This window comes from Methylophaga sp. OBS3 (assembly GCF_026319325.1).
Lineage (GTDB): Bacteria > Pseudomonadota > Gammaproteobacteria > Nitrosococcales > Methylophagaceae > Methylophaga.
Map to the genome: position 1 here is coordinate 143996 of NZ_JAPDMU010000001.1, position 23647 is coordinate 167642.

Annotated in this window: 19 protein-coding genes; 9 read left to right on the forward strand and 10 right to left on the reverse strand. The window is 45.0% G+C overall.

Annotation, left to right across the window (positions count from 1 at the left end):
* The first annotated feature begins 73 nt into the window (after window positions 1-73).
* The 4 genes from recC (at window position 74) to OMP94_RS00775 (ending at window position 9974) form a co-directional block, all read left to right on the forward strand.
* Window positions 74-3271, forward strand: a complete 3198-nt coding sequence (gene recC / locus OMP94_RS00760) for an exodeoxyribonuclease V subunit gamma (protein WP_266274906.1) — start codon at window positions 74-76, stop codon at window positions 3269-3271.
* Window positions 3268-6735, forward strand: coding sequence for an exodeoxyribonuclease V subunit beta (gene recB / locus OMP94_RS00765; RefSeq protein ID WP_266274908.1), 3468 nt, complete (start codon window positions 3268-3270; stop codon window positions 6733-6735). Before recC ends, recB begins: the two co-directional genes overlap by 4 nt.
* On the forward strand, window positions 6732-8462 hold the full coding sequence (gene recD, locus OMP94_RS00770) for an exodeoxyribonuclease V subunit alpha (RefSeq protein WP_266274910.1): 1731 nt from the start codon (window positions 6732-6734) through the stop codon (window positions 8460-8462). The genes recB and recD overlap by 4 nt, the downstream gene beginning before the upstream one ends.
* 66 nt (window positions 8463-8528) lie before the next feature.
* Window positions 8529-9974, forward strand: coding sequence for a helicase HerA-like domain-containing protein (locus OMP94_RS00775; protein WP_266274912.1), 1446 nt, complete (start codon window positions 8529-8531; stop codon window positions 9972-9974).
* On the opposite strand, the gene OMP94_RS00780 is transcribed toward OMP94_RS00775, so the two are convergent.
* Window positions 9975-10400: a ZapG family protein gene (locus OMP94_RS00780; RefSeq protein ID WP_266274914.1), complete on the reverse strand. Its 426-nt coding sequence runs from the start codon at window positions 10398-10400 to the stop codon at window positions 9975-9977.
* A 130-nt stretch (window positions 10401-10530) separates the two neighbouring features.
* Here OMP94_RS00780 and ubiK point away from each other — a divergent pair, with 130 nt between their 5' ends.
* The gene (ubiK, locus tag OMP94_RS00785; protein WP_266274916.1) at window positions 10531-10782 is read left to right on the forward strand and encodes a ubiquinone biosynthesis accessory factor UbiK; all 252 of its coding nucleotides are present in this window, start codon (window positions 10531-10533) and stop codon (window positions 10780-10782) included.
* Between the two features lie 9 nt (window positions 10783-10791).
* Entirely contained in the window at window positions 10792-11106 is a 315-nt protein-coding gene (locus tag OMP94_RS00790) for a pyrimidine/purine nucleoside phosphorylase (RefSeq protein ID WP_266274918.1), read from the forward strand.
* 80 nt (window positions 11107-11186) lie between these two features.
* On the opposite strand, the gene OMP94_RS00795 is transcribed toward OMP94_RS00790, so the two are convergent.
* Window positions 11187-12347 (reverse strand): DUF481 domain-containing protein, encoded by a 1161-nt coding sequence (locus OMP94_RS00795; protein ID WP_266274920.1) that lies wholly within the window; start codon window positions 12345-12347, stop codon window positions 11187-11189.
* A 226-nt stretch (window positions 12348-12573) separates the two neighbouring features.
* On the opposite strand from OMP94_RS00795, the gene OMP94_RS00800 reads away from it, so the two are divergent.
* Genes OMP94_RS00800 through OMP94_RS00810 form a run of 3 tightly spaced genes read left to right on the forward strand, consistent with a single transcriptional unit; the run spans window position 12574 to window position 16697 of the window.
* Entirely contained in the window at window positions 12574-14076 is a 1503-nt protein-coding gene (locus tag OMP94_RS00800; RefSeq protein ID WP_266274922.1) for a YifB family Mg chelatase-like AAA ATPase, read from the forward strand.
* A 6-nt stretch (window positions 14077-14082) separates the two neighbouring features.
* Window positions 14083-16095, forward strand: a complete 2013-nt coding sequence (gene rep / locus OMP94_RS00805) for a DNA helicase Rep (RefSeq protein WP_266274924.1) — start codon at window positions 14083-14085, stop codon at window positions 16093-16095.
* A 17-nt stretch (window positions 16096-16112) separates the two neighbouring features.
* Entirely contained in the window at window positions 16113-16697 is a 585-nt protein-coding gene (locus tag OMP94_RS00810; RefSeq protein ID WP_266274926.1) for a YcnI family protein, read from the forward strand.
* A gap of 56 nt (window positions 16698-16753) precedes the next feature.
* Here OMP94_RS00810 and OMP94_RS00815 read toward each other — a convergent pair whose 3' ends face one another.
* From OMP94_RS00815 to OMP94_RS00850, 8 genes are all read right to left on the reverse strand, one after another.
* Window positions 16754-17215 (reverse strand): YaiI/YqxD family protein, encoded by a 462-nt coding sequence (locus OMP94_RS00815; protein ID WP_266274928.1) that lies wholly within the window; start codon window positions 17213-17215, stop codon window positions 16754-16756.
* Window positions 17216-17536: a Na+/H+ antiporter subunit G gene (locus tag OMP94_RS00820; protein ID WP_266274930.1), complete on the reverse strand. Its 321-nt coding sequence runs from the start codon at window positions 17534-17536 to the stop codon at window positions 17216-17218.
* Between the two features lie 3 nt (window positions 17537-17539).
* On the reverse strand, window positions 17540-17812 hold the full coding sequence (locus tag OMP94_RS00825) for a K+/H+ antiporter subunit F (protein WP_266274932.1): 273 nt from the start codon (window positions 17810-17812) through the stop codon (window positions 17540-17542).
* On the reverse strand, window positions 17812-18303 hold the full coding sequence (locus OMP94_RS00830) for a Na+/H+ antiporter subunit E (RefSeq protein ID WP_266274935.1): 492 nt from the start codon (window positions 18301-18303) through the stop codon (window positions 17812-17814). The genes OMP94_RS00825 and OMP94_RS00830 overlap by 1 nt, the downstream gene beginning before the upstream one ends.
* Entirely contained in the window at window positions 18300-19826 is a 1527-nt protein-coding gene (locus tag OMP94_RS00835; protein ID WP_266274938.1) for a monovalent cation/H+ antiporter subunit D, read from the reverse strand. Before OMP94_RS00835 ends, OMP94_RS00830 begins: the two co-directional genes overlap by 4 nt.
* Window positions 19823-20215: a Na+/H+ antiporter subunit C gene (locus OMP94_RS00840; RefSeq protein WP_266274943.1), complete on the reverse strand. Its 393-nt coding sequence runs from the start codon at window positions 20213-20215 to the stop codon at window positions 19823-19825. Before OMP94_RS00840 ends, OMP94_RS00835 begins: the two co-directional genes overlap by 4 nt.
* 5 nt (window positions 20216-20220) lie before the next feature.
* Window positions 20221-23034 (reverse strand): monovalent cation/H+ antiporter subunit A, encoded by a 2814-nt coding sequence (locus OMP94_RS00845; RefSeq protein WP_266274945.1) that lies wholly within the window; start codon window positions 23032-23034, stop codon window positions 20221-20223.
* Between the two features lie 99 nt (window positions 23035-23133).
* Window positions 23134-23622: a c-type cytochrome gene (locus OMP94_RS00850; protein WP_266274947.1), complete on the reverse strand. Its 489-nt coding sequence runs from the start codon at window positions 23620-23622 to the stop codon at window positions 23134-23136.
* Window positions 23623-23647 lie beyond the last annotated feature (25 nt).

The following is a 23647-nucleotide window of genomic DNA, read 5'->3' on the forward strand; positions in this document are numbered from 1 at the left end:
GGTAATCAGACAAGCATTGGCCGAATCGATAAACATGCTTGATAATGGAAATTTTGTGGCAAGGGATAAGTGAATGCTGAGCGTGATATACAGCAATCGCATGCAACAACTGGCGGCGCGACTTGCAGAAAAACAGCTGCAACAACCTTTGCCACCAATGCAGCCAGAAACCATTATGGTGCAGAGTAATGAGTTAGCACGTTGGTTAAATCTTTGGCTGGCAGCGCACCACTCTGTTGCCGCGCATATCGATTTTCCCTTTCCATCTGCTTGGTTATGGAAGTTATTCCGTAAAGTCTGGTCAGATGTGCCTCGTGAGTCACCTTACGCAACGGATGCGATGGCTTGGCAAATCTTCAAGCAAATTCCAACCATCAGCCAAACCGCTGAATTTGCACCTATCCAGCGTTATTTGGGTAATCAAACCGATCCTTGTAAAGCTTACGATCTCTCCCAGCGTATCGCTGATAGTTTTGATCAGTATTTAATGTATCGACCGGACTGGATCGCAAAATGGGAAGGCGGTGAAAAACCGAACTGGCAAGCAGCGTTATGGCAGCTGTTGACGCAGCATGATGCCGAGCCATTACACCGTGCTTCTTTGTTGAAACGAATGCAAACGGCGTTTGATGACGGCAGCTTTCCGGTTGAAATCTTACCACCACGGATTTCGATATTTGGTCTGACGGCTTTGCCACCGGTATATCTGGACTTGTTAGCGGCGATTGCCGATTTTACCGACGTTGATATTTATCTGTTATCACCTAGCGAACATTATTGGGCAGATCTGACATCACGTAAGCAACAAACTAGGCAACTGTTATTGTCGGAAGAAAATACGCCTGAAGTAGAAGGTCATCCATTACTGGCAAGCCTCGGTCGATTAGGCCAAACCTTTTTTGCTCAGCTCCAAGACAAGCGGCATGAGGCAGAAAATCTATTTGTGCCGCCTGAACCAACCAATTTATTAAGCCAATTACAATCAGATATCTACGAACTCGCGACTGATGGCAGTCAAATCACTGTGACATCTGATGATGATTCGTTACAGATCCATGCTTGTCATAGTCCACTGCGTGAAGCAGAAGTCCTGCACGATCAGTTATTGCAGTTATTTCAGCAACACCCCGAGTTATCACCGACCGATGTATTGGTGATGACGCCGGATATTGAAGGCTATTCTCCTGCGATTGAAGCGGTTTTTGGCAGTCAACCTGATGAACGCTATATCCCATTTTCGATTGCCAACCGTGGTGATGCCCAGCAGCAATCGGTTATCACCGCATTTGATAGTTTTTTACGATTACCCCAATCACGCTTTGATGTTGAAAGCATCATGGCTCTATTGGAGTGTGCGGCAGTACAAAGACGCTTTTTCATTTCTAGTCAGGCACTGGAATGGATTAGAGAGTGGTTACTGAAAACCTATACCCGCTGGGGTTTTTCAGCTGAAGATAAAGCCGCATTAGATTTACCAAGCTCTGCTGATAATACATGGCGTAATGGTCTCGACCGATTGTTACTTGGTTATGCAATGCCATCTAACCAAGACGATAACTGGCAATTATTTAATGGCCAATTACCGTTAGGTGGTATTAGCGGCGAACGAGCAAAAATAGTGGCGCAACTTACGCTGTTTATTGAGCAATTGGCCACCATGCGTGATGATTTTAAACGACCTCGTAGTCCGGCTGATTGGCAGCAGTGTTTATTAAAGTGGCAAGAGTCGATGTTATTGGTGGACGATGAAGCCGAACAATTACAGCTTGAAGCCATTTTGACAGCACTTCAGCAGCTCGCTGACTCGGCAAATATCGGCAAGTTTGATGAAACCATTGGGATTGATGTCGTTCGTGAGTGGTTAAAACTGCATATTGTGCTGCCTACTGCCGAACACCGCTTTATGGGGCGAGGCGTAACATTCTGTGACATGGTGCCAATGCGAAGTATTCCATTTGATGTGGTTTGTATGGTTGGCATGAATGACAGTTGTTTCCCCAGACGCCAGCCTAAGCCGGGATTTGATTTATTGTCATCTGATTATCGTGCGGGAGATCGATCCAGACGCGATGATGATCGTTACCTATTTTTAGAAGCACTGCTTTCCGCTGAAAAACATCTCTACATTAGTTATGTCGGTGCCAGTATTCACGATAATAGCGTGATCCCACCTTCGGTATTGGTCAGTGATTTACGTGATGTAGTTGAGCAGCGGTTTGTTGATGAAAGTGGCCAACCTGTCTGGCAGTCGCTATTAACATCACATCCATTACAGGCTTTTAGCCCTGATTATTTTGATGGTAAACACGCGAAACTGTTTAGCTTTAATGAAGCGGCTTGTCCGCCAATCGAAGCAGGACAATCCGCACATAAATGGTTTGTTGATAACCTGCCAGAGGCTAATGACAGCTGGCGATTTGTCAGCTTGTCGCAACTGATTCAGTTTTTCAGTCATCCGGCAAAATATCTTGCGGAGCAACGTTTAGGCATGGCATTTGAGTCAATGCCTGCGACATTAGATAGCCGTGAGCCTTTTAGTTTAAATGGTCTTGATGCCTGGCAAGTTAAACAGCAATTGCTCGCGGGACGTTTAGACGAATTATCAACCGAACAAATCCAGCCAATTATTTCTGCAAGTGGTGTTCTCCCTCAGGGTGAGTTTGCCGACTTATTGCTGCAACAGCAGTTTGTTGTTGTCGATGAGTTCACTGAGCAATTAAAACCGCTCACCAGTAATCAGCCTAAAGCACCGATTGCTTTTGACATTGATAGCTCGCCATTCTCGGTAACGGGACAGTTATCAGGTGTTTCGGCATCGGGATTATTACAGTATCGAATGGGAAAACTTCGAGTAAGTGACTTGTGGCGACTCTGGTGTAGCCATCTTATTTTGAATTGTTTACAACCGGTTGGGGTGAATTGCCAAAGTCAATTACTGACAGAAAATGGATTGCTGATTTTGGCGCCTTTAAGTGATGCCGAAGAGATCCTCAAAGATTTACTGGATATTTATTGGCAGGGCTTACATCAGCCATTGCCATTATTACCGCAGACTAGTTTTGCTTATGCCCAGGCCAGTCTAAATCAAGGTAAGTCAGATCCTGATGACAAAGCCTACAGTGCATGGACATCAGGCTTTACTGCTGGTGAAGACGCCGATCCTTATCATCAGTTGTTTTTCACTGAGTCACCGATCAACGATGCTTTTAGACAATTAAGCTTGCAGCTCTATCAACCTATTTGGGATGCCATGTCGGGGGATAAATTATGAAATCCTTCGATCTCGAACAAACTCCACTTCAAGATGTAAACCTGATTGAAGCGAGTGCCGGTACTGGTAAGACCTATACTTTAGCGGGTTTATATTTACGTCTAATCCTTGAGCAGCAGCTTAATGTTGACCAAATTTTGGTCGTCACTTACACCCGCGCTGCAACCCAGGAATTGCGAGACCGTTTACGGCAAAAGTTGAGTGATGCAAGGCTTGAGTGTCTTAAAGATCCCATTGCAAATAGCGATGCATTAAAACGATTAAATCTGGCGATTCAAAGTTTTGATGAAGCGGCAATTTATACCATCCATAGTTTTTGTCAGCAGGTATTAAAAGACTTTGCTTTTGAGTCAGGTAGCCCATTTGAAATGGAATTGATGGGTGACGATAGTCTGCTGTTACAAGCTGTCACCGATGACTTCTGGCGCCGACATGTTGTGCCAGCAGATAGTGAGTTTAGTGCTTATCTGTTAGCTAAAAAACAAAGCCCAGAAAGCTTGCTCGCTGCCATTAGACGGTTTGTTGGTAAACCTTACTTAGCAATTCAATCACTTGCTGAGCCTGATATTGATGCTGCTAAGGCGGCAATAAACGCGGCATTTTTGGCAGCCAAACAAAGTTGGCAGCAAGAGTCTGAAGCGATCACTACTTTTCTAGAAAGTGGTGGTTTGAGTAAAACGAGTTATAAACCAGACAAAGTCGCGGCATTGTTGCAGTTTTTACCTGAGTTTTTGGCTGGGGAAACTGTGCCCGTAATGTGGCCAGAAAGTTTGAATCTACTGTTGCCAGAGAAACTTGAAAAAGGGCTTCGCAAAAATATCAATCTTCCTGCTTTACGTTTCTGGTCGGCAATTGAACTTTTGGCCCAAAGTTACAACGATATCGCTGAAACTCGCGCTTTGCAGTTGCAAGCGTTAAGAATGCATTTATTAGCCTTTATTCGTGAAGAGCTGCCAAAGCGGAAAGCCAGCCAGCAAGTGCAGTCATACGATGACTTACTGATTAACCTTGGCAAAGCACTAGAAGGGCCACAAGGGGAGTGGTTGATTGGTCGGCTGCGAGATAAATATCGCACCGCTTTGATTGATGAGTTTCAGGATACCGATCCGATTCAATATGACAGTTTTCGGCGACTGTTTTCCGAGAGCGGTCTGCCGGTATTTTTTGTTGGTGATCCTAAGCAAGCGATTTATAGCTTTCGTGGTGCCGATATTTTTACTTATCTGGAAGCGAAACAAGACGCGACTCATCAACACACTTTAGGTAAAAACTGGCGTTCACAGCCGCAGTTAGTGGACGCGGTTAATCAGCTGTTTATGCAGCATGATGCACCGTTTATTTATCAGCAAATTCCGTTTTATGCTGTTGATGCTGCACGTGAAGATACGACAGCATTACAAGTTGCTGATGGCGACAGTGCAGCCATGCAAATCATTTATGTTGAGAGAGAAGGCGATAAGCCACGCAATATAGGTGATATGAATACAACGGCTGTTGAAATCACGGCAAATGAAATAACCAAACTACTTAATCTGTCAGCACAAAATAAAGCGAAACTTGTTGATGCGAAAAGTGGTGCTGAAACTAGCTTAACGGGCGGTGATATCGCAGTGTTGGTGCCAAGCCACCGACAAGGTGGTTTGATTCAAGCTGCGCTCCGCGCTCGAGGCATTCATAGCGTACAACAGGGACGCGATAATGTTTTTAATTCGCCACAGGCTGCCCAGATCCAAACCTTAATCTTGGCATTAGCCTTACCCGACCATCCACAGCGTTTATCAACGGTATTGGCCGGGCCGTTATTTGGGTTATCTGCCAGCGACGTGTTTGCTGTAAATCATGACGAAGTCAGTTTTAATGCCTGGTCGGAGCAACTCATCGTTTTACAGCAACGTTGGCAGCAGTCAGGGTTTATGACGATGTTTCGTAGCCTGCTGCAACATAACCAAACTTTGCAACGGATACTTGAACAAACGGATGGTGAACGCCAACTGACCAACTTTTTACATTTGGCAGAGTTGATTCAGAGTGAGTCATTACGGCAGCACCACCGAATTGAAGCGGTCAATCAATGGTTAGCCCAACAACGTGAAGCTAGTGAGCAAGATAATGATGCTGCTCAATTACGGCTGGAAAGTGATGCTGATTTAGTCAAAATCATGACCATTCACGCCAGTAAAGGCCTTGAATACCCAGTTGTGTTTTGCCCTTTTAATTGGGTAGGTAAGACTCCGGCGGCAAAACAAGACTTGGTTGAGTTTCACGATCCTGAAGCTGACTTCCAACCGACATTAGCCTTAACCGAACCGTTATTAGAAACTGCCCGTCAGTTAGCTATCGAGGAAGAGCAAGCACAAGCAGTACGACTTTTATACGTGGCCTTAACTCGCGCTCGTGAACGCTGTGTGATTGTCTGGGGGAATGTGAAAGATGTTGACCAGTCTGCTTTGTATCGATTGCTTCACGGTCAGAGTGGTCAGGAGATGCGAACTGATTTAACGAGATTAGCAGAGCAACATCCAACGATTAGCATCACTGATTATCAGCCAGAACCGCCAGTTATTTATCAGGCTGGTATTAGTCAGTCACCAGTTTATGCCAGCCAAAAATTCACCCGCCAGATTGGTGAAACGTGGCGTATTGGCAGTTTTTCTTTACTCAGCCGAGGTCATAGCTCTGAACAGCCTGATTATGATGGTGATACGGTCTCCGACAATTTAGTGCCGGTGGTCTCACAGGCTGATCGCTTTGGTTTTGCCAGAGGCAAGCAGGCCGGTAATTTTTTACATAAATGCTTGGAAAATATAGGTTTCCAAGATAGTGCCGACGAAATTTCCGACACGGTTAAACGTTTATTACCGCAGTTTGGACTGGATGAGTCATGGACAGCGACGGTTAGCGATTGGCTGTTCAGTGTTTTAAATACGCCTCTGTCGGTATCAGGATTAAAGCTTTCTGATATTACCACTCAGAAACGTGTTGATGAAATGGCGTTTTATTTTCCCGTAGCAGGCTTAAGTACTGGTGGTTTACAGCGCTTATTAAAACAAACACCAAAGGATAGTATCTGGCAGTCGCTATCTCACGATGTCCATTTTGCTCGACTCGATGGATTTATGAAGGGCTTTATTGACCTTGTCTTTGAGCAAGAGGGGCGTTTTTACATTGCTGACTACAAGTCCAATCACTTGGGCAACGCTCAAGCTAATTACCATGGAGATGGGCTACGCCGAGCGATGCTCAGTCACCATTATCCATTACAGTATTTGATTTATAGTCTGGCACTGCATCGGCATCTGCAATTACGGTTGCCTGATTACGATCCAGAGCTGCATTTTGGTGGTGTTTATTATTTATTTTTACGTGGCATGCAGCCTGAGTGGCAACAAGCCGGTGTCTATTACGATACGTTAACGCCTGAGTTATTAATGGCCTTAGATGAATTGATGGCAGGTGGCGAGTGAGCGCGTTAAATTTACTTAAACAACAAGGCTTTTCGACCTTAGCTTGTCAGTTTGCCGAATACATTAGTCGACAAAATAACCGTGACGACGCACTGCTGGTACTGACGGCTGGATTATTAAGTGAGTCAGTTAGTGACGGCCATGTCTGTTTAAATTTGTTGGCGGAGCAACCTTGGCCTAGCGAAATTTTACAACAGCTACCCGATGCGGCGACTTGGCAAAAACAACTTGCAGACACTGAGGTGGTGGGCAAACCTGCGGAGTTTAAGCCATTAATCTTAACCGACGATGGCCGTTTATATCTCAATCGTTATTGGCAAGACGAGCAACATGTTGCCAGTGCAATTCGTCAGCGTGCATTACCTTTGGTTGATTCGCCCGATGAAACCATTCTGAAAAGTTTTTTTTCTGAATGGCAGCAAGCTGTACCAGGTGTTGATTGGCAAAAAGTCGCAGTGTTATCAGCATTAACTCAGCAGTTAACGGTAATTTCTGGTGGGCCCGGTACCGGTAAAACAACAGTGGTACTCAAACTCTTACAGGCATTAAACCTATCTGCACCAAACCTGCGAATTGCCTTAGCTGCGCCAACGGGTAAAGCGGCTGCGAGGTTAGCAACAGTAGTCAGTGAAACATCTGAGATAATTACCGCTAAGACCTTGCATCGACTACTTGGGATTTCACAGCGTCAGCCTGATGGTCGCTTTAATGCTGACAATCCACTGCCATTAGACGTGTTAATCATCGATGAAGCCTCCATGATTGATATTAGTTTGATGGCGTTAACGTTAAACGCGTTACCCGTGCATGCAAGATTGATTTTGCTAGGAGATGCCGATCAATTGGCGTCGGTGGAATCAGGTGCGGTGTTGGCGAGCTTGTGTCAGCAATCACCAAGCTTTACGAATAACTTTTTGCAGTTAGCGAAACAAGCTGCTGATTTGAACATTTCTGATGAGACCGGTGGATCACCGTTAGAGAATTGTTTGGTCAAGTTACAACACAGCTATCGTTTTGCTGCAGAGAGTCATATTGGTCAGTTAGCTGCTGCAGTGCGTGACGGGCAGGCAGAAGTCGCTATGACGTTATTACAACAAACTAACGGGACTTTGCTACCGGCTGACACGGCACAAATTGAACAGACGTTAATGAACGGCTATCAAGAGTTTATTTCTGCAGTGGATGCTGATCAGTCAGCGGTCGCCGTATTAGAAGCATTTGAGAAGTTCCGCCTATTAGCCGCGATGAAAAATGGCCCAAATTCTGTTGCAGCAGTAAACCATCTGATGCAAGCGTTACTTGCCCGTCGAGGATGGCGAACAGGCCAGCAGTTTTATCATGGCAGACCAATTCTGATTACCCAAAATCATTACCGACTCAATTTATTTAATGGTGATACAGGTGTGGTGCTAAGACATCCTGACGGATCGTTACAAGCCTGTTTTATGTTTGCTGGCGAGTTACGCTGGGTGCCGTTAAGTCGTTTACCGGTTCACGAAACGGTATTTGCCATGACGGTTCATAAAAGCCAAGGCTCAGAGTTTGAATCTGTCGCCTTATTATTGCCTGAGCAAGACAATGCCCTAATGAGTCGTGAACTTGTCTATACCGCGCTGACACGTGCCAGACAGCAACTATTGTTAATGGCTGACGAGCAAATTTTACGGTTAGCCATTCATCGCCAACATCAACGTGAAAGTGGTCTTGCCGACGCGATAGCAAAATAAAGGCATCTGCTAGGCAAGGGCAGATTTAGCTGCTTTAATGCTTAAAAATTAGCAAGGAGCTGCCCCATGACAATCCCGATTTTTATTGGCCAATCCACAGAGCCGGTCTATTTATTATCGAATATGGCCAATCGTCATGGTCTTGTTGCTGGGGCAACGGGTACTGGCAAGACGGTCACCTTACAAGGGCTTGCTGAAGGCTTTAGCCAAATTGGTGTGCCAGTATTTGCGGCAGATATAAAAGGCGATTTATCGGGGATTAGTCAGCCAGGTCAGCCTCATCCTAAAATTGCTGAACGTGTTGAAATGATGCAATTGTCAGATTTTCAGTTCACAGGCTACAGCACCACTTGTTGGGATGTATTTGGTGAACAAGGTCACCCGGTTCGGACCACAATTTCTGATATGGGACCATTGCTGTTATCGCGTTTAATGCAGCTTAATGATACTCAGCAAGGCGTATTAACGCTGGTGTTTCGAGTTGCTGATGATAATGGTTGGTTGGTGCTTGATCTCAAAGACTTGAGAGCTATGCTGCAGTTTGTGGCTGAAAATGCCAGTACTTTTCAAACGACCTACGGCAATGTCTCAGCCGCAAGTATTGGGGCGATTCAGCGTCGTTTACTGGTTTTAGAAACACAAGGTGCCGATAAATTATTTGCCGAACCGGTATTAAATCTTGATGATTTGATGCAAACCGACGAAAACGGTCGCGGCCTAATCAATCTGTTAGCTGCTGATAAGTTAATGCAGTCACCACAGCTCTATGGCAGTTTCCTGTTGTGGTTGTTATCAGAGTTATTTGAGCAGTTACCAGAAGTCGGTGATGACGATAAACCCAAATTGGTATTGTTTTTTGATGAAGCTCATCTTATTTTTGATGATGCCCCAAAAGCCTTATTGGACAAAGTTGAACAAGTCGTTCGATTAATTCGCTCAAAAGGTGTGGGTGTTTATTTTGTCACCCAAAATCCTACCGATATTCCTGACAGTGTTTTGGGCCAATTAGGTAACCGTATTCAGCATGCACTGCGGGCTTACACAGCAAAAGATCAAAAAGCAATTAAGGCTGCGGCCGAAACTTTTTATGCCAACCCAGCATTTTCATCGGTAGATGTTTTACCCCAGTTAGGTGTGGGTGAAGCTTTGGTTTCAATGCTTGATGAAAAAGGCCGTCCGGGCATGGTACAACGTACGATTATTAAACCACCCCAAGCTCAGATTGGACCTGTCACACCTGCGCAGAGAATGGCGCTAATACAACACTCTTTGGTCGCTGGTGTTTATGACAAGGTCATTGACCGTGAGTCAGCGCATGAATTGTTGGCTGAGCGTACGGAACTGATGCAGAAAAAGGCGCTGGAAGAACAAAAACAGCAACCTGAAAAACGTAAATCAAGTCGAGAAACCCCTTTGGAAGCCTTTACTAAAAGTGCGATGCGTTCTATTGGCTCACAAATCGGTCAACGTTTGGTGAGAGGGATCCTCGGCTCGTTATTGGGTAAAAAGTAATTAGAGATCTTTGTTGCCAGCAGTAGCTGTGATTTTGCTGTAATCCGGAGTGAATGAATCCGCTTCAACTTGCTGTTCATTGGCTTCAGGGCCATCAAGTAATGCCCCAGCACGTTCTGGTAATTTCTTATCCATACCCAGTTCACCAAGTTGGTCATAGCCTGCTGAGAGGTGATCAAACAGATCTTTGTAAGAACCTGCCATGTTAACAAACAAGCCAGCTGTTTTATCAAAGTGGGCGTGCACTTTGTCGCGGTAAACATCGAGTTCTGTCTGCTTCTCGAGTAATTGTTTTTCATGCTCAGTATTGAGCTGACGTAACGCTTCTTGGTTATCGACATTCATCCGACGGCCAATAAAAATACCGATAATGACAGAAGCGATGATGGCAACAATAAGTAAAGCCGTTATTTCAATAGCAGACATGTTATTTCCTGATTAAAAACATAAACACAGCATAGCGAGCAATCTGCTTCGCGGCAAACAAAAGCGTTCTGATTGAGTCAAAGACAGATTGACGTACAATAAGTGCCATAAAAAGTGATAAGGAACCACTATGATCGATCCCAAAAAATTTGATGAAATCATCGACAGTATCAACAAAGCATTGCCATCAGGTGTTGTGCAAATGCGGGATGATGCTGAAAAAAATATCCGGGCAGGTCTTACCGCCACTTTTAATAAACTGGATTTAGTGACCCGTGAAGAATTTGAAGTCCAGTCTCAGGTATTATTGCGTACCCGCGAAAAACTTGAGGCACTAGAAAAGCGTGTCGCGGAATTAGAACAATCTCAACAATCGAAATAAAAGGCGCCTATGTCTACATTTGAAAACGTCACGGTTACCCGTGAAGCCAACATTTACTTTGATGGCAAAGTCACCAGCCGTAAAGTCACCTTTGCTGATGGTAGCTATAAAACACTAGGCATTATGATGCCGGGTGATTACACCTTTGGTACGGAAAAAGCCGAGCTGATGGAAATCTTAGCGGGTGAACTGCAATACCGTTTAAAAGGTGAAACTGAGTGGAACAGTATTGTTGCGGGTCAATCATTCAATGTCCCTGCTAATGCGTCATTTGATTTACAAATCACAACACTAGTCGATTACTGCTGCAGCTACTTAGATTAATTTTTAAGTCTCGCAGATACAAAAAAACCGTCATCCAGAAATGAATGACGGTTTTTTTATATCCAACGATTGAGAGTGTATTAATCCCAGTCGTAAACCAGATTTAAGCGGTAGCTAGTATCTGTTTTTTCAGCTTCAGCAGCTGGTTGGCTGTTGTACTGACTACGCAGAGTAGCTCGTAACTTCCACGCTTCATCATTGGTGATAGGCATCTCACCACCAAAGTTAGTCACGAGGAGATAATTCTTACCAGGGCTACTAAATGATGGGTAGTATGTAGTGTCATGGAATAAACGCAGACGATCACTCATACGATAATCAACGTCGTAACCAAAGACGGCCGTTGGATCTTTTTCGTTGGTACCGTCAGCGTAGCTTTCAAAACGGTAACCCAAACCGGCGAAGCCTTTAAATACTAAATCTTCTTCACGAATAAAGAAGCGACCTAAACTTGCTGTCGTAATGGCACGTAAATCCAATTCTTCAAAATCATCGATCTCAAAGTCAGCACTACCACGCGCGAAGTATTTTTCGCTGATATCACGCTCAAGAGAGATACCCGCTAACTTTTCATTTTCAGTTTGTTCGTCATCTTCTTTGGCATAGTTGATTTCAAGATACATCGCCATACGCTCGGCATCGGTTTCGCGATAAAGCTCACCACGGCCGGTTGCGGCAAAACGGTCAGTATTACCGCTTGCGCCCTGAATACCGATAGCTAGATTACCGCTCCATGGATCTTTTAACTTCGCGTTTTCAGTACGAACAACCGCAAGTTGCGATTCATACGCTTCTTGCATTTGTTGCACTTCTTGCTGTTTCGCCTCTTCAGCATCTGCCAGTTTTTGTTCGTAAACTTGCTCTAACTCAGCGATTTGTGGCTTGGCAGAATCTGTAGGCCACAGGGTTTGAATTTGGCTTGGATCAAGGGGAACATCACCAAATGCCGTTTGTGTTAAGCGATGTTGGTTTCCATCTTGAACGATTTGGCCAACAACACGATCACTGCTTTTCAGCTGAATCATGTACTTTTCATCTGTACTGATTTTGGTGACCTTGCTGAAGTCAATTGTCACTTCATTAGCAAAGGCTGTGTCCATCACCAGACGGTCATCGACAATCTGTTTGATACTACCTTTGAGTACACTACCATCATCAAGTGTAACTTCATCGGCTAGGACAGCAGTGCTCAAAGCACTGGAAAAAAGTAAAAAAAGTGTGCTCAAGCGTAGCTTGATCATGGGGTCTCCGGAAAAAATAACAGAATAGTTGTTAGCAACAAAGTTAACATAGAAAAGTGTTAAGTCAACCCGAAAATATAGGTGACTTGTCGCAAAATCACTAAAATTTTGTTAATAAAATCGGCATCTTGCATGAATATTTAGCAACTTGGTTTTTCCAATTTCAGGCAACATATTTTGCTGATTTCCGATAGAATGAATCGACGTTCACGACCAAGGATAGGTTATGAGTACCTCGATAGTTTTGAGCCGAGCATTAACCGGCGTCCACGCACAGCAAGTTAGCATTGAAGTCCATCTTTCCAATGGACTGCCGAGCTTATCAATTGTCGGCATGCCGGAAACGGCTGTTAGAGAAAGCAAAGACCGTGTGCGGTCAGCCATTATAAATTCACAATTTAATTTTCCCCAACAACGCATCACGATAAATCTGGCGCCAGCCGATCTACCAAAAGAGGGCGGTAGGTTCGATTTACCGATTGCCTTGGGGATTTTAGCTGCCTCGCAGCAAATACCGATGTCTGCTTTAGAAAACTTAGAATGTATTGGCGAATTAAGTTTAACCGGTGAATTACGTGCTGTTCGCGGTGTTTTACCAACCGCATTAGCTGCCAGAGAGGCGGGCAGACAACTATTGGTGCCATCGGATAATGCCGTTGAAGCTGCGCTGACTGGTAACCTGACTAGTTTTGCTGCCAAGAATTTATTAGAAGTCTGCGGGCATCTGCATCAACAAATTGTGTTGCCAGAAACTAAGTCTCAACAAAACCACGTTAACCCGCAATATGCTGATTTAGAGGATGTGAAAGGGCAAGCTATGGCTCGCCGTGCATTAGAAATTGCAGCAGCAGGTGGCCATAGCCTCTTATTTGCTGGACCTCCAGGAACTGGCAAAACCATGTTAGCCAGTCGTTTACCAGGCATTTTGCCGCCGATGACAGAGCAAGAGGCGATAGAAACTGCGACCATTCACTCGATAGCGAGTCACGGCTTTAGTATTAATAACTGGCATCAAAGACCATTTCGTTCGCCACACCATACTGCTTCAGCGGTTGCCTTAGTCGGTGGCGGGAGTCATCCAAGGCCTGGCGAAATCTCATTAGCGCATCATGGTGTTTTATTTTTAGACGAATTGCCTGAGTTTGAGCGAAAAGTATTAGAAGTGCTTCGCGAGCCAATTGAATCTGGCAAAATTACGGTTTCTCGGGCAGCCAATCAGGCCGAGTTTCCATCACAGTTTCAGTTAGTCGCGGCAATGAATCCATGTCCGTGTGGCTATTTAGGACAAGCAAGATGTCACTGTACGTTGGAGCAGGTCAGGCGTTACCGTGCTAAGATCTCCGGCCCGTTATTGGATCGTATTGATTTGCTGGTGGAAGTGCCGCCGGTTGATAAAAAATTGCTTCGACCAACGTTAGAAAAGGTCAAACCAGAAAGCTCTGCAACGGTGCGAGCAAGAGTGATAAAAGCCCGTCAAATACAGCAGCAGCGCGCAGGTGTGGCAAACGCAGTATTAAAACAAAACCAACTTGAGGAATTTTGCCCTTTGCAGGAACAGGATTTTCAATTAGTAGAGCAGGCAATTAACCGCCTCGATTTATCCGCAAGGGCTTATCACCGGATCTTAAAAGTGGCACGAACGATTGCCGATTTAGCCGGTAGTAAACAGATCCAAACTAGCCACCTAACCGAGGCGATTGGCTATCGCCGTCTCGATACAGCGCATTAAATATTTGTGAATGACTTAAATCCGCAACAGCGGGAAGCTGTGCGTTACATTGATGGACCGTTATTAGTTTTAGCAGGTGCAGGTAGTGGTAAAACACGGGTAATTACTCGGAAAATTGCCTATCTCATTGAGCAGTGTGGCCTAAAAGCCAGCAATATTGCTGCGGTGACTTTTACCAATAAAGCCGCCCGTGAAATGAAAAGCCGTGTTGCTGAGTTGATGGCCAATAAAGATGTCTCAACACGTGGTTTGATGGTGTCGACTTTCCACACTTTGGGTCTGACGATTTTACGTCGTGAATGTCAGTCATTGGGTTATCGTCCGGGATTTTCTATCTTTGATGCTTTGGACAGCCTTGCTGTCTTGCGTGATCTGATGGGACGAGATTTTGCGGCTGACAGTGATCATGCCCAGCAGGTGCAAACTCAAATTTCCGACTGGAAAAACCAGCTCATCATGCCTGAGCAGGCAGCCCAAGTTGCTGATGGCGCTCAGCAGCAATTTGCCGCTCAAGTTTATCCTCGTTATGTACAGGCCTTAAAAGCCTATAACGCGGTTGATTTCGATGATCTGATTTTGCAGCCGGTGGTGCTGTTTCGCGAGCATCGTGAGGTGCTACAAAAATGGCAGGCCAAAATTCACTATTTACTGGTCGATGAATACCAAGATACCAATGGCTGTCAGTACGAACTTGTAAAACAGTTGGTCGGTATTCGTGAAAAGCTCACCGTGGTGGGCGACGACGATCAATCGGTTTATTCATGGCGTGGTGCAAGACCAGAAAATCTGGCGCAATTACAGACTGACTTTCCACGTTTGAAGTTAATCAAGCTCGAACAAAATTATCGTTCGATGGGACGCATTTTACGCGTTGCCAACCAACTCATTAGTAACAATCCCCACGTGTTTGATAAAGCATTGTGGAGCGCGATGGGTGAGGGCGATCCGATTCGGGTTATTGGTTGTCGTGATGACCAACATGAGTCTGAAAAAGTCGTCTCTGAGTTGCTTTATCACAAGCTAAAACATCAGGCCGATTTCAAAGATTACGCCATTCTTTATCGCAGTAATCATCAGTCACGCCCGATTGAAAAAATGCTGCGTGAAAATAATGTGCCGTACTTTTTAACCGGTGGCACATCGTTCTTCTCGCGTGTCGAAGTCAAAGACATCATGGCTTACCTTCGCTTGTTGGCGAACCAAGATGACGATAATGCTTTCTTGCGTGTTATCAATACGCCACGACGTGGTATTGGCTCATCAACCTTACAAGCACTCGGCGAATATGCGGGTAAACGACGTACCAGCTTATTTGGTGCCTGTTTTGAGATGGGACTTGCTGAAAATCTACCGACTAAATCAGTCCAGCATTTAGACGTTTTTAGTAAATGGTTAGTTGATATTGCTGATCGTGCTGCACGAGGCAATTTGCTAGAAGCCATCAAAGACATGATCGAAGAAATCGATTATCGCGGCTGGTTGGAAGAAACCTGTGGTGATCCAACTAAAGCCGAGCGGCGGATGGAAAATGTCACTGAATTGGTGAACTGGATCGAGCGCTTGATTGACCAAGACACCGAAGAAAAGTCGATTGGTGATATTGCTGCACGTTTAACCCTGATGGATATTTTGGACAGACAAGCAGAAGAAAATCAGGATGACGCAGTACATCTGATGACCCTACATGCTGCTAAAGGACTCGAGTTTCCTCATGTGTTTATGATCGGCATGGAAGAAGAAATCCTACCGCACCGAAACAGCATCGAGTCCGATACTATCGAAGAAGAACGACGTCTGACTTATGTCGGTATCACCCGTGCGCAGAGAAGTCTGGTGATGACTTTGGCGAATAGTCGTAAACGCTTTGGTGAAAAAATGGACTGTGAAGAGAGCCGTTTTTTACGAGAACTTCCACCAGAAGATTTGATCTGGATGACTGAAAAAACACAGGTCGATCCAGAAGAGAGAAAGGTGCGTGGTAAGGCACATTTGTCTAATATTCGAGACATGCTGAAATAAATTTAAGGGATAACCGAATGAAATTACGCTATGTGGTCGCCGCCATGTTATTGCCAAGTTTGGCTTACTCTCATGCTGCCTTGGAACAAACCCAAGCCGAGAGTGGTAGCCAATATAAAGGTGTCATGTCGATTTCACATGGCTGTGATGGTTCGGCGACAACCAAAATTACCATTGATATGCCAGATGGTTTTCGGGGTGCTAAGCCGATGCCGAAACCGGGCTGGCAGGTTGATATTGTGACAACGCCGCGTGAAACACCATACGAATGGCATGGCAAACTACATCATGAAGATGTCACTAAAATCACCTGGTATGGCAACACGTTGGCTGATGACCACTTTGATGAGTTTGTCTTCAAAGGGCTCGTTGCTGTTGGTAATACTTACAAGCTGTATTTCCCCGTCCATCAAGAATGTGTGGTGGGAGCAAAACATTGGGTTCAAACCCCTGAACAACAAACTGACGCGCATTCAGAGCATCGAGGTCATGATGCACATGCTGGTCATAATATGGGGCATGCAGGTCATGGTGGCAGTGGTTTAAGTTATCCTGCACCTGTAGTGACGGTGATTGATGGTCAAGGGCACCATCACCATTGATTCTGAAATGGACGTTTGTCATCAATTGATAAACATCCAAATTGCTTTCGGCAGGATTACTTCTTTTGGTTAAATAACCACTTATCAAGTTGGTTAGCAAATGCCTGACGATCACGTTGATGAAAGCTAGCAGGGCCACTGATTTGTTCACCACTGCTACGCATTGTTTCCATAAAATTACGCATGGTTAAACGCGCTTGAATACTGTCTTTGGTATAAAGCTCACCGCGTGGATTCAATGCTAAAGCACCTTTCTCAATAGCTTCTGCAGCCAACGGGATATCAGCTGTTACAACTAAATCACCAGGTTGTAAGCGTTGGACAATTTCATTATCAGCAACATCAAAACCTGATTGTACTTGTAGAAAAGTCAGAAACGGCGAGGGTGGCAGTCTTAAGCTATGGTTTGCGACAAAAGTGGTTTGTATTTCTGTACGCGTCGCTGCTCGGTAGAGAATTTCTTTGATAACTACTGGGCAGGCATCAGCATCTACCCAGATTTTAGATTTTTCGGTCACTTATTTTTCGTCAATTTGGCGAGTACGTTCAACTTGTTTCACTTTGATATGTATTGCCGCTTTAGCCATCAGATGTGCGCTGACAGGGGCGGTAATAAATAAAAACAACGTGACTAAGATTTCATGCAGGCTAATGTGACCTGATTGACTGGTGAAGTAAATCGCTGAGGCAATCAGAATGGCACCGACACCCAGCGTACTCGCTTTGGTTGGGCCATGCAGGCGCATATAAAAGTCAGGTAGTTTAAACAGGCCGATAGAGCCGACCAAGGTAAAAAAACCGCCGAGAATGATGAGAATAGCCAGAATAGTGTCAAACATGACTTACTCCATAATATCGCCGCGCAGCAAATATTTGCTTAGCGCCAGCGTTCCCATAAATCCCATCACGGCAATCAATAGTGCCGCTTCAAAATACAGCGCACTGTCGAGATAAATCCCAAGCAGGATCAGCATGGCGATGGAATTAATGTACAAGGTATCTAATGCCAAAATACGGTCTGGCATAGTTGGGCCAATGACCAATCGAATAAAGCTTAACAATAGAGCGATTCCCACAAGTACAAAACTGATGGTGATAGCAGTAGTTAATAACATCAGGTAAAAATCTCCCCTAATGGCTGCTCAAATTTTTCGGCAATTTCCGCCTTAATCGCTGCCGCATCTTTGATGTGTAGCGCATGAATTAATAAGCTTTTGCCATCTTCAGACAGGTCACAACTTACCGTGCCCGGTGTTAAAGAAATGGTGTTCGCGAGCAAGCTAATCGCAATCGGTGATTGCAGACTTAGCTCATACGAAATAAAGCCGGGATTTAAACTAGCTGCGCGTCCCATGATCATTTTGGCGACCACAAGGTTGGCGACCATGATTTCCCACAGTACCAAAACGATGTACTTAAATAACAAAACAGGTTTTTTGATACGGACTGTTTCAGGCCAAAAACCTGAGGTAAACCAGGGAATAAAAATCGCCAGTAATGCACCCAAGACCATATGCCCAGCACTGGCAGTGTTATTTAATAACAGCCAGATAAACCACAGGATCAGTGATAAAACTGGATGTGGAAAAATGCGTGACCAACTCATTTGCTCACCTCACTCATTGGACGCTGACTGGTCACCGCTTCAATATAACCAGCATGATCAATTTGCTGAACGGCAATTTCTGTTGTTAAGTCAGTGATCGGTTTGGCAAAAATCACCATTAATGGACTAATCACCAGTAAGAAAATGATGGCTGCAAATGCTGACTTATTAAGACTTGGCGCCGACTTATCTTGAGCGGCTTGAACACTGTAAAACAAGAGTGAACCAGTACGCGCCATGGCATAAATCATCAATAAACCAGCGACTAAAACAACAATCAAAATCGTCCAAAACCAGCTATGCATGATTGCTGCATTAAGAATCATGACTTTGCCAAAGAAGCCAGAAAGTGGCGGCATACCTGTCACAGCAATGGCTAATAACATAAACACACCACCAACCAAAATGGGTTGTGCGACAGGCGTCGCTTTAGTGAATGAATCAGCATGCGTACCACGCGCGATCCGAATCACATCCGCCAACAAGAACAATGCCGCACCAATAAAGGTGGAGTGAATGAGGTAGTAAATAGTGGCTGAGAAAGCTGCTTCTGAATTGATACCAATAGCAACTAATAAGGTCGCAACTGATGCTAGGATTAAATAAGCAACTTGTTGGCGGAGTATGCGGGCAGCCAATACACCTAAAGCCGCCAGACCTAAAGTGACCAAGCCTAATACCAAAATCCAATCGCTATGAATGTAGGCAAGCGCACCAGCCGATTCACCAAAGATTGTGCCGTGAACACGAATCATTGCATAAAGGCCAACTTTGGTCATGATCGCAAACAAGGCAGCAACTGGGGCTGAGGTATAGCTATAAGCACCGGGTAACCATAAATACAGTGGGAACATGGCAGCTTTGATACCAAAGACGACCAGCAGTAATAAACCTGCCGCAGCGACTACGCCACGATCTTGTGGCTCAACAAACTGCATGGCAATTGCCATATCAGCAATATTTAGCGTACCTAGGATGCCGTATAGCGTACCGACAGCAAATAAGAATAACGTCGAACCAATTAAGTTAATCACGACATAGTGCAAACCTGCACGGGTTTTTAATCGGCCACCACCGTGAAGTAATAAGCCGTATGAGGCCAGCAATAACACTTCGAAGAAGACAAACAGGTTAAAGACGTCGCCTGTCATAAAGGCACCGTTTAAGCCAAATAATTGCAGTTGGAATAACACGTGGAAATGATGACCCTGTTTATCAACATCTGTGGTCATGGCATACCAAAGCGCGGCGAGTGCTAACAATGCAGTGATAACCAACATCAGTGCTGATAACTGATCCAGCACCATAACGATGCCAAATGGCGCTTCCCAATCACCGAGCAGAATCACTTGGTATTCACCACTAATGGCTTGTTGCAGTCCCCAAATGGTCAGGCCAAGTAAACCCAGTGTGAAAACAAAGTTGATTAAGCGTTGAGCACCGATACCCGCACGTTGTGCTAACAGGACGAAAATACCGCCAATAAGTGGCAGTAAGACAGGAAAGCTGGCGAACTGATTCATTTAGCCAAATCCCCTGAGTTGGTTGTGCTTTTCAGGTACTTGGCCGCTTGGCGTTCATCATCGGACTTATGAATACCATCAACATGATCATTACCTAATTCGCTACGCGCTTTTAACGCTAAAACGATTAGAAAAGAGGTCATACCAAACGCGATAACAATGGCCGTTAGTACCAAAGCTTGTGGTAATGGATCGGTATAAGCCGGTGCCGTTTTATCAATGATGGCAGGTAAACCGACCTGTAATCTTCCCATCGAAAATAAAAAAACATTCACTGCGTAGGCTAATAGGGTTAAACCTAATACGACCGGAAAAGTGCGAGCACGAAGTGTTAAAAACACGCCGCAACCCGTCATCACAGCAATTACTGAAGCGATCAGCCACTCCATTAGTTTCACTCCTCTGCATTAATAAAGTGGGCGGCATGACTGAGTTTGCCTAACTCAACCAAAATCATCACGGCGCTACCAACGACAACAAGGAAAACACCTAAGTCAAAGGCAATCGCACTGGCAATTTCAAAGGTACCCACTACAGGCCAAGTCAGATAAGTAAAGGCAGTTGTTAAGAATGGGAAGCCGAGGAATAACGGCACCAAACCTGTTACCACAGCGATTGCTAAACCTAGGGCAATCACAATATGCATATCTGATTTGAGACGCTCATTTGTCCAATCAATACCATTTGCTAGGTATTGTGAAATCAAAGCTACCGCCGCAATAAGACCGGCGATAAAGCCACCACCAGGTAAGTTATGACCGCGAATAAAGATGAATACCGCAACCATTAACATCAATGGGAATAGCAAGCGTGTGAGCGTTTGCATGATTGGTGGATGTGGGTCATGACTCCAGGTAATACCATCAATGTCTTTACTTGGTGCTGCCAATTTGAGGCCATGCAACATGGCGTAAACACAAAGACCGGCAAGACCCAATACGACGATTTCACCCAAGGTATCGAAGCCACGGAAATCCACCAAGATGACATTAACCACGTTGGTGCCACCGCCACCCGGTTTAGCATTGTCTAGGAAGAACTGTGAGATCGGTTGATACTCACGGCTTAATACCGCCATTGTCAGCATAAATACACCGACTGCCGATAACATCGAAATCACACCATCACGTGTATAACGAGCAAAGCTTCGCTCTTGAGGGGTATGTTGTGGCAAGAAGAACAAAGCCAGCAACAACAAGACGATGGTCACAACTTCAACAGAAAGCTGGGTTAAAGCCAAATCCGGTGCTGAAAATAGGACAAAGCCGAGCGAGACAAGCAAACCAACCACACCAATAGTCACCAACGACACTAAACGTTTGTGATGTAAAAAGGCTGTGAACAAACTGGCTACCATCAGCATCACTGCTAAAGTTGCTGTAACAGCATCCACTGGTAAGAATGTCCGGTTTCCAAGAACAGGTGACTGGAATTGGGCAAAAGCAGCGAGACCAATTAACAATGAAGCACCCAAAATCCATGTAATAGCTGGTTGCAGAGAATTACGATCAAATAAAGCCGTGGTTTTGCGAGCAGCACGAATCACTTTGCGCATGACCCAATCGAAGATATTTTTGCCCTCGATGCGCCATAAAGTTCGCTCGTGCCAATCCCACAGTTTCTTACGCTGGGTGTAGAGCAAAATACCTAACACCATGGCAACAAAGCTCATTAATAATGGAATATTGAAACCATGCCAAATAGCCAGACTGAAGCTTGGGGCAGCAGTTTGTAAACTCGCAGCAGCAGCACTGCTTAGAATTGGCGCTAACACAATCATTGGCGCAATACCGACCAGTAAACACAGGACTACCAGAATATCGACAGGGATCTTCATAAAGCGTGGTGGCTCATGGGGTGTTTTTGGTAAATCGATTGGCTCACCATTAAAAAACACGTCGTGAATAAAACGCAGTGAATAGGCAACCGAAAAAGTGGCAGCAACCGTGACAACCACAGGCACGAACCAAGCTGTTAAACCGCCACCTGATGCTGATAGAGCTTGTTCAAAGAACATCTCTTTGCTTAAAAAACCATTCAGTAAAGGAACACCAGCCATTGCCGCTGCGGCGATCATTGCCAATACCGCGGTATGCGGCATCATCTTCAAAAGACCATTTAATTTACGCATATCACGGGTGCCTGATTCATGATCGATGATCCCGGCAACCATAAACAGCGAACCTTTAAATGTGGCGTGATTGATGATGTGGAAGAGGGCAGCAATAAGCGCCATCTCTGTGCTGAAACCAAACAGCAATGTAATAAGCCCCAGATGGCTCAATGTTGAATAAGCCAGCAAGCCTTTAAGATCATGTTTAAACAGGGCGATATAAGCACCAATCAACAAGGTGATCATGCCGGCGCCACCGACTAACCAAATCCATTCTGGTGTGCCTGAAAAGACCGGGAAAAAACGCGCTAATAAAAAAATACCGGCTTTTACCATGGTTGCTGAATGCAGATACGCTGATACCGGTGTTGGCGCTGCCATGGCATGTGGCAACCAAAAATGGAATGGGAACTGAGCAGATTTTGTGAACACACCCAGTAAAAACAGGATCAAAGTCGGGACAAAGAGGGGATCGGCTTTGATGGCATTGGATGCCGCTAAGACATCAGTTAATTGATAACTGCCGGCCATTTGTCCCAATAGGATCATGGCACCTAATAGGGCAAGTCCACCGGCGCCTGTGATTGCCAGTGCCATTCGGGCACCTTGGCGAGCATCTTGACGATATTGCCAAAAGCTAATCAACAGGAATGAGGTTAATGATGTTAATTCCCAGAAAACAACAAGTTGCAGAATATTTTCAGAAAGGACAATGCCAAGCATTGAGCCCATAAACATCAACAAATACGCATAAAAACGACCTGTGGAATCTTTAGATGTCAGGTAGTAACGCGCATAGAAAATGATCAGCAAACCGATTAACAAGATCAGCAAAGCAAACATCAACGCTAAGCCATCAACACGGAAAGCGAACTCTAATCCGATCAGCGGGATCCATTGCCAAGTTTGGATCAGCGTTTCTCCACCGAAGACCGATTGCGTAGTCGGTAGTAAAAGCGCAAGTGAGATAAGTGCTGTGAATCCAGCAACCCATGCAGGTGCCAAGCGATGATGGCGATTAACGTATGCTGCTAATGGTGCCGCCAAAAATGGCAGGATAGCGAGCAAGGGTAGATTAAAAGAAAGCAGATTCATGTCAGGCTTGCATCCGTTTTAGCGGTTAAGTGCAAATTCTAAACAAACAAATGGCCGGGTGTCCGGCCATTCAATCAGTTTATCTTTAAAAAAAGAATTTTATTGTGCTTTAGAAACCATGTAGTCAACAGCGGCTTTGACATCTTCGTCGCTGAGGCTGGCATTACCACCGCGAGCTGGCATTGCTTTGAAGCCATTTAAAGCATGGTCGTAAAGTGTTTCGATGCCTTTATCAATACGTGGCGCCCAGTCTTCTTTGCTACCCAGTTTTGGTGATTGCATCAGACCTGAGTTGTGGCACATCGCACAAACGGCAGTAAAGATTTGTTGGCCAGGACCTGCATCACTTGCAGTGGCATCATCAGAGACCTCAACTGCGGCAGCTTCAACAATAGGTTCTTCACCAATACGTTCTTGAGCAACTGGTGCTAAACGTTCACTAATGGCATCGTCATCCATTTTAGGCGGAGGTAAAACGCCATCTGCCAGCGATAACATACTGTTAAGTATTAAATTTACGACAAAGACCAGTACGCCAATTACGACCAGACTGCCGACAAAAAACTTACCTGAGTTGTTCGATTCCATTATTAACCTCTGACATGCTGAATGC

Bases quoted from the DNA above. Each gene is read 5' to 3' on its own strand.
- OMP94_RS00775 (WP_266274912.1), top strand. From the start codon at position 8,529: ATGACAATCCCGATTTTTATTGGCCAATCCACAGAGCCGGTCTATTTA.
- OMP94_RS00830 (WP_266274935.1), bottom strand. From the start codon at position 18,303: ATGAGTTGGTCACGCATTTTTCCACATCCAGTTTTATCACTGATCCTG.
- OMP94_RS00820 (WP_266274930.1), bottom strand. From the start codon at position 17,536: ATGTTTGACACTATTCTGGCTATTCTCATCATTCTCGGCGGTTTTTTT.
- OMP94_RS00795 (WP_266274920.1), bottom strand. From the start codon at position 12,347: ATGATCAAGCTACGCTTGAGCACACTTTTTTTACTTTTTTCCAGTGCT.
- OMP94_RS00810 (WP_266274926.1), top strand. From the start codon at position 16,113: ATGAAATTACGCTATGTGGTCGCCGCCATGTTATTGCCAAGTTTGGCT.
- OMP94_RS00800 (WP_266274922.1), top strand. From the start codon at position 12,574: ATGAGTACCTCGATAGTTTTGAGCCGAGCATTAACCGGCGTCCACGCA.
- OMP94_RS00850 (WP_266274947.1), bottom strand. From the start codon at position 23,622: ATGGAATCGAACAACTCAGGTAAGTTTTTTGTCGGCAGTCTGGTCGTA.
- OMP94_RS00835 (WP_266274938.1), bottom strand. From the start codon at position 19,826: ATGAATCAGTTCGCCAGCTTTCCTGTCTTACTGCCACTTATTGGCGGT.
- ubiK (WP_266274916.1), top strand. From the start codon at position 10,531: ATGATCGATCCCAAAAAATTTGATGAAATCATCGACAGTATCAACAAA.
- OMP94_RS00825 (WP_266274932.1), bottom strand. From the start codon at position 17,812: ATGTTATTAACTACTGCTATCACCATCAGTTTTGTACTTGTGGGAATC.
- OMP94_RS00840 (WP_266274943.1), bottom strand. From the start codon at position 20,215: ATGGAGTGGCTGATCGCTTCAGTAATTGCTGTGATGACGGGTTGCGGC.
- recC (WP_266274906.1), top strand. From the start codon at position 74: ATGCTGAGCGTGATATACAGCAATCGCATGCAACAACTGGCGGCGCGA.
- OMP94_RS00845 (WP_266274945.1), bottom strand. From the start codon at position 23,034: ATGAATCTGCTTTCTTTTAATCTACCCTTGCTCGCTATCCTGCCATTT.
- OMP94_RS00790 (WP_266274918.1), top strand. From the start codon at position 10,792: ATGTCTACATTTGAAAACGTCACGGTTACCCGTGAAGCCAACATTTAC.
- recB (WP_266274908.1), top strand. From the start codon at position 3,268: ATGAAATCCTTCGATCTCGAACAAACTCCACTTCAAGATGTAAACCTG.
- OMP94_RS00780 (WP_266274914.1), bottom strand. From the start codon at position 10,400: ATGTCTGCTATTGAAATAACGGCTTTACTTATTGTTGCCATCATCGCT.